This window comes from Mesorhizobium sp. M1E.F.Ca.ET.063.01.1.1 (genome assembly GCF_003998155.1).
GTDB lineage: Bacteria > Pseudomonadota > Alphaproteobacteria > Rhizobiales > Rhizobiaceae > Mesorhizobium.
In genome coordinates, this window is sequence record NZ_RZSC01000343.1 from 1 (window position 1) to 6,087 (window position 6,087).

5 protein-coding genes are annotated in these 6,087 nt (G+C 64.2%); 3 read left to right on the forward strand and 2 right to left on the reverse strand.

What is annotated here, in order from left to right; genetic code table 11:
* Positions 1-40 precede the first annotated feature (40 nt).
* Positions 41-1,051, reverse strand: a complete 1,011-nt coding sequence (gene trpD / locus EOA29_RS21860) for an anthranilate phosphoribosyltransferase (RefSeq protein WP_126093902.1) — start codon at positions 1,049-1,051, stop codon at positions 41-43.
* Positions 1,048-2,940: a peptidyl-prolyl cis-trans isomerase gene (locus EOA29_RS21865; RefSeq protein WP_126093903.1), complete on the reverse strand. Its 1,893-nt coding sequence runs from the start codon at positions 2,938-2,940 to the stop codon at positions 1,048-1,050. Before EOA29_RS21865 ends, trpD begins: the two co-directional genes overlap by 4 nt.
* A 144-nt stretch (positions 2,941-3,084) precedes the next feature.
* On the opposite strand from EOA29_RS21865, the gene tpiA reads away from it, so the two are divergent.
* The 3 genes from tpiA (at position 3,085) to EOA29_RS21880 (ending at position 5,837) form a co-directional block, all read left to right on the forward strand.
* Positions 3,085-3,852 (forward strand): triose-phosphate isomerase, encoded by a 768-nt coding sequence (gene tpiA / locus EOA29_RS21870; protein ID WP_127221482.1) that lies wholly within the window; start codon positions 3,085-3,087, stop codon positions 3,850-3,852.
* 170 nt (positions 3,853-4,022) lie between these two features.
* Positions 4,023-4,499: a preprotein translocase subunit SecG gene (secG, locus tag EOA29_RS21875; protein WP_127221484.1), complete on the forward strand. Its 477-nt coding sequence runs from the start codon at positions 4,023-4,025 to the stop codon at positions 4,497-4,499.
* Positions 4,500-4,712: 213 nt separating this feature from the next.
* Positions 4,713-5,837, forward strand: coding sequence for a L,D-transpeptidase (locus tag EOA29_RS21880; protein ID WP_126093906.1), 1,125 nt, complete (start codon positions 4,713-4,715; stop codon positions 5,835-5,837).
* Positions 5,838-6,087 lie beyond the last annotated feature (250 nt).

Consider the following 6,087-nt stretch of genomic DNA (forward strand, 5'->3'; position numbering starts at 1 on the left):
CTTATAGGCTTCGATCTTGCGCAGGATATCGGACAAGGTTCTAACCGTTCGAAATCTCGATGAGCTTGTCGAGCACCGCAAGCGCCCGGCCGCTGTCGATTGCCTGCGCAGCGGCCGCGATGCCATCGGCGAGCGTCGTCGCCTTGCCGGCCACCACCAGCCCCGCGCCGGCATTCATCAGTACGGTGTCGCGATAGGCGCCGGCAGCGCCGCCCAGCATATCGCGCAGCGCCTTGGCATTATAGGCCGCGTCGCCGCCGCGCAACTCTTCCTTGGTGTGCCGCTTCAGCCCCACTGCCTCGGGGGTGAGGGTGAAGGTGCGGATTTCGCCGCCGGCAAGCTCGGCCACCTGCGTTTCGCCGGTGGTGGTGATCTCGTCGTAACCGTCACCGTGCACGACCCAGGCGTGATCGGCGCCAAGCGCCTTCAGCGTCTCGGCGACGGGCAAGATCCACTCCGGCAGGAAAACGCCGACCATCTGACGGCTGACACCGGCCGGGTTGGACAGCGGTCCCAGCAGGTTGAAGATGGTGCGCGTGCCGAGTTCGACCCTGGTCGGGCCGACATGCTTCATCGCCGGATGATGCGCCGGCGCGAACATGAAGCCGACGCCGGCCTCATGGATGCAACGGCCGATCGTCTCCGGCGAGATGTCGATCTTGACGCCGAGCGCCGTGAGCACATCGGCGGAACCGGTCAGCGAGGACAGGCCGCGATTGCCATGCTTGGCGACCGGAACGCCGGCCGCCGCGATGACGAATGCCGAAGCGGTCGAGATGTTGACGCTGTGCGAATTGTCGCCGCCTGTGCCGACGATGTCGATCGCGCCATCCGGCGCTTCGACGCGCAGCATCTTGGCACGCATCGTGGCGACCGCGCCGGAGATTTCGCTCACCGTCTCGCCGCGCACGCGCAGCGCCATCAGGAAGCCGCCGATCTGGCCGGGGGTGGCGTCGCCCGACATGATGATATCGAAAGCCTCGCGCGCTTCCTCGAAGGAGAGCGGGGCGCCGGTGGCAACCTTGGCTATGTGTGTCTTCAAAGCGCTCATCGGGTCTGTGCTTGGGAAACGGCGGCCGGATCGATGCGAACGTCATACTGCGACTGCAGCTGTGCCACCAGCTGGTCGAGCAGGTCGTCGGACATGCCGGCACTGAAGGATTTCTGCGCATCGTCCGGAACCGAGCTGCCATCGGCGCCAGCCGGCTCGAAGACTTCGGCAACCTTGAACAGGATCTGGCCATCGCCGGTAGGCGAGGGGATCAGACCCGTGCCGCCTTCGCCGACGCCGAACATGGCCGCGGCGCCTTCCTTGCCGAAATCGGCGTCGTCGGCCTCGCGCTTCAGGCCGCGCTTGGTCTGCTTCTCGAGCTTGAGCTCGCCTGCGATGACATCGAGCGTCGTGCCGGCCTTCAGGCGCTTTTCCAGATCCTGCGCCTTCGCGTCGAGCCGCTTGTCGGTCTCGGCACCCGTCCAGTCGGCCGCGACCTTCTGGCGGACTTCATCCAGCGTGCGGTCGCGTGCCGGGGTGATCGACTGGACTTCGTAGAACACGAAGCCGTTGTCGGCGGTGGTCAGGCCTTCATTTTCCGTATTCGGCTCGGCCTCGAAGACCGCCTTGATGAGATCCGCAGATTGCGGCAGGTCGTTGACGATCGTGCCATCCGGCCGCTGGCCGGTCCGGTCGATGGCGTCGATGGTGACGATCTTCAGCTTCAGCTTGTCGGCGGCCTGGGCAAGCGAGGCGCCCGAGGCGCGGGTGTCCTCGTAGCTGTCATGCACGTCGAGCAGGATGCGGCTCGCCTCGCCGAGCGCCAGGTCCTTGCGGATCTGGTCGGACGCCTCCGAAAGCGGTTTCACCACCTGCGGCTTGATTTCGGTGACGCGCAGCAGCACCGGGCCGAAGGTGCCCTGAACCACCGGACTGACCTCGTTGGCATTGAGCGAGAAGGCCGCGTCGGCCACCGCCTTGTCGGCGATCTTGTCCTTGGCCAGCGTGCCGAGCAGTGTGTCGGCCTGGGTCTTGCCCTCGGCGGTGACGATCTTGTCGAAGGTGGCGCCGGCTTTCAGCGAGTCATATGCGGCTTTGGCCGCGTCCGGGGTCTTGAACACCAACTGTTCGATGGTGCGCATTTCAGGCGTGGTATAGCGCGCCTTGTTCTTGTTGTAGTCGTCGGCGACTTGGCTGTCGGTCACCGCCGTCGGGTCCATGATGTCCTGCGGCTCAAGCCGGATATAGGAGAACTTGCGGTATTCCGGCGCTGCGTAGTTCTTCTTGTTGGTCTCGAAATAGGTTTTCAGCGCGCTGTCGGACGGCGCATCGATCGGCTGCACCAGCGTCTTCGGCAGGACGAGATAGTCGATCGTGCGGTCCTCGCCGCGATAGAGCGCGACCGCCTTGAGGAAGGTCTGCGGCGCCTTGAGGCCGTCAGAAACCGCCTCGACGATCTGCTGGCGCTTGGCCACCTGGGAGCGATTCCTGAGATAGTCTTCAGGTCGCATGCCGAGATCGCGAAGCCTGGCCTCAAACACCCGCAGATCGAACTGGCCGCTTGGGCCCCTGAAAGCCGGTTCCTGGTGCGTCAACTCGGCCAAGCTGTCCTTGGAGAAGCCTAGCCCGAGCTTGCGGGCCTGCTCGTCAAGCACGGCGCCTGAAACGAGCTGCGCCAGCACCTGGTTGTCGATGCCGAGGAGCTTGGCCTGCTCATGCGTGATGCGCTGGCCATATTGCTGCGACAAGAGGTTGATCTGGCGATCGTAGGCGAGGCGGTACTCGTTGATCGAGACCGTGGTGCCGCCGGCGGTGATCACCGAATGATGGCCAGCCAAGCTTCCCGACAGGCGCCCGGAAATGCCCCAGACGGCAAAGCTGACCACCAGCAGGGACAACAACGCCTTCGCGACCCAGGTGCCCGCCGCGCTTCTCAATAAACCAAGCATGCTTACTTCCGATTTTTGCGCATTTTCGCGCGCGCCCGAGTCTGAAACAAGCGCAATAGCGCCCTTCCGGCCCACTGTCGATTGCTTTGTGGCCTGATTTTGGTAGTGAGGGCGCAGCCTTATGTCGCCTGGAGAACCGACCCCATGACCCCTGGAATCCGTCCGCTCGTCGCCGGCAACTGGAAAATGAACGGCACCAGCGCCTCGCTCAACGAGTTGAGGATGATCGGCAATGGCTTCATGAGCGGGCTGGATGCGGAGACCGAGGCCTTGGTCTGCGTGCCGGCGACCCTGCTTCACCAGGCCGCCGAGATCCTTTCGCGCACGCCGGTCCGCGCCGGCGGCGAGGACTGCCATCCCAAGGAGAGCGGCGCCTACACCGGCCAGATATCGGCCGAGATGCTGAAGGATGCCGGCGCGAGTCACGTGATCGTCGGCCATTCCGAACGGCGCGAACAATGCGGCGACGACGATGCGATCGTCCATGCCAAGGCGTCGGCCGCCTGGCGGGCAGGGTTGGTGGCCGTCGTATGCATCGGCGAGACGCGCGCCGAACGCGAGGCAGGCGCGACAAGATATCGAGCGTCGCGCCTGCTCGACGGTTCGGTACCGCCGAGCGCCACCTCCGCCAATACGATCATCGCCTATGAGCCCGTTTGGGCGATCGGCACCGGCCTGACGCCGACCGCCGCCGACGTTGCCGAGGCGCATGCGCATATCCGCGGCAAGCTGACCGCCCTGCTCGGTGACGCCGCGGCCAGGATGCGCATTCTCTACGGCGGTTCGGTCAAGCCTTCCAATGCGGTGGAACTGCTTGGCGTCGAGAATGTCGATGGCGCGCTGGTCGGGGGCGCGAGCCTCAAGGCGGCGGACTTCCTCGCCATTGCGGAAGCCTATATGCACATGTCGTAGCCGCGGGCGCTTATCGGAACGGCGGGGAGGCGGCCCAAATCGTTGCAACGGCCGGATTGCTCCCCATATTCCCGGCCACGGGCTTGGAAATGCCGCCAAAGCATTGTAAGGAGCCGCCTCCAAATCACCGGTCGTATGCGCGGCCGCGCAAGGCCTCGCCAGGATAAATTATGGAAACCGTACTGATCGTCATCCACCTCATGGTCGTGCTCGCCCTTGTCGGAGTGGTGCTGCTGCAGCGCTCCGAAGGCGGCGGTCTCGGCATTGGCGGCGGTTCCGGTTTCATGACGGCGCGGGGCGCCGCCAATGCGCTTACCCGCGCGACGGCAATCCTGGCCGCGGCCTTTTTCGTGACCTCGCTCGCCCTGTCCATCCTCGCCCGCTACGGCGAGAAGCCGACCGACATCCTCAATCGCGCTCCGGCGTCGGGCGTGCTTAATCAACTGCCGGGCGCGAACGGTCCGGTGGGCGGCACTGCGCCCGCGGCTCCGTCGGGCGGCACGATGACCACGACTCCGCTTTCGAACGGCGCCGCGACGACAGCTCCGGCCACTGCGCCCGTCACGCCGGCGCCCGCGAATCCGGCCACGCCGCCGGCCGCGAATGGCGTCACCTTGCCGGTCACCCCGCAGGTTCCGAACCAGTAGCCGGCCAAGCATTGCCGCCGCGATTCTGTTGTTGTTTGAACACAGTCGCGGCAAATGCCGCTTGATCACGAAGATTCAACCGGGCGTAACCTGTCGCTCAGCTTGAGCGGCCCACCGCTAATCGACTATAGATTGCGCGCGGCACTTTCGGCGTCCTTGGGGGGCGCCGGGCGACGCCGTGGGCAACAAGCATTGAACGATCGGATCTTCGCCATGCAGCTTCGCAGCTTCATTCTTTTGGGATTCTGTGCCGTATTCGGCATGGGTTCAGCAGCCTTTGCCTCGCCGGCAAACCTGGCCGCTTCGCCGTCGGTCGAGAAAACCGACGCCATCAACGTCGCAGCCAAGAGCGACGCATCGCAGCTGAAGCTTCTCAAAAAGAAGAAAAATCCAACCTCGGACGACCTCGCCCAGATCGGCAAGCTCGAGTCCAAGATCGCCGCTGACAAGGAAGCGGCCAAGGAAAAGGCACTCGAAGCCCGCAAGATGGCGATGCGCGAGGCGGCCAAGGCCAAAGCCGACGCGGCGCGTCAGGAATGGCTGGCCAAGAAGGGTTCGGCAGCATCAACGGAAGTGGCCGATGCAAAGCCGGTGAAGAAGACCACCAAGATCATCGCACCGCTGGAATCTCTGACCCCGATTGCGCCGATCCAGACCGACGAACCAATCTCGGATGAAGCCATGAACATCGCGGCCACCGGCAACAACGGCGAGCTGCGCAGCGAGCAGCCGGGACAGAAGCAGGCCAGCAGCGGCGGGCTGTTCGCCGGCCTGTTCGGCGGCCAGTCGGTGTCCTCGATCAGCTATCTTCCCGAGACCCGCGCGCTCGATTCGGCGCTCGCCAGGAAAGACGCCAAGCGGCCGTTCAAGGTGAAGCCGGAGTTCGTGCCGCAGGACGTCACGTTCACCGGCTATGAGCCGGGCACGATCGTCATCGACACCAGCGCGCGCCGCCTCTACCTCGTCGAATCGTTTTCCACCGCACGCCGCTATGCCATCGCGGTCGGCCGCGAAGGCCTGCAGTTCAAGGGCACGGTGGCCGTCGGCGACAAGCAGGAATGGCCGCGCTGGATCCCGACGCTCGACATGCAGAAGCGTGAGCCGAAACACTACGGTCAGTATAAGGACGGCATGCCCGGCGGCGGCGAGAACCCCCTCGGCGCGCGCGCCATCTATCTCTATGACGGCAGGAAGGACACGCATCTGCGCATTCACGGCACCATTGCGCCGCAGTCGATCGGAACCAGCGCCTCCAACGGCTGCTTCCGCATGATCAACGAGCACGTCATGGATCTCTACAGCCGCGTCAAGATCGGCACCAAGGTTGTTATCATATAACAACCAGGCGTTGTCATCTGACGCTTTGAATCATACTGCCGAAAGGGCCGGCACCGCCGGCCCTTTCGTTTTGAGTCTTCGTTTTGACGCATGTCGTTCTCCCAAAACCGCCTAGCACTTTTGGGCGACATGCTTCGCAAAGCCCCTCGCGGGCATCGGCGCCATTTTGGGAAAAAGCCTTCGCGGCGGTTTTTTCTCTGGCGGAATCAATCAGGCCGCGTTAAGCGATGACTCCCATGGCGCGATATGT

What these genes read in the sequence shown, in the direction of transcription:
- trpD (WP_126093902.1), bottom strand. Translation starts at nt 1,051, where the DNA reads ATGAGCGCTTTGAAGACACACATAGCCAAGGTTGCCACCGGCGCCCCG.
- EOA29_RS21865 (WP_126093903.1), bottom strand. Translation starts at nt 2,940, where the DNA reads ATGCTTGGTTTATTGAGAAGCGCGGCGGGCACCTGGGTCGCGAAGGCG.
- tpiA (WP_127221482.1), top strand. Translation starts at nt 3,085, where the DNA reads ATGACCCCTGGAATCCGTCCGCTCGTCGCCGGCAACTGGAAAATGAAC.
- secG (WP_127221484.1), top strand. Translation starts at nt 4,023, where the DNA reads ATGGAAACCGTACTGATCGTCATCCACCTCATGGTCGTGCTCGCCCTT.
- EOA29_RS21880 (WP_126093906.1), top strand. Translation starts at nt 4,713, where the DNA reads ATGCAGCTTCGCAGCTTCATTCTTTTGGGATTCTGTGCCGTATTCGGC.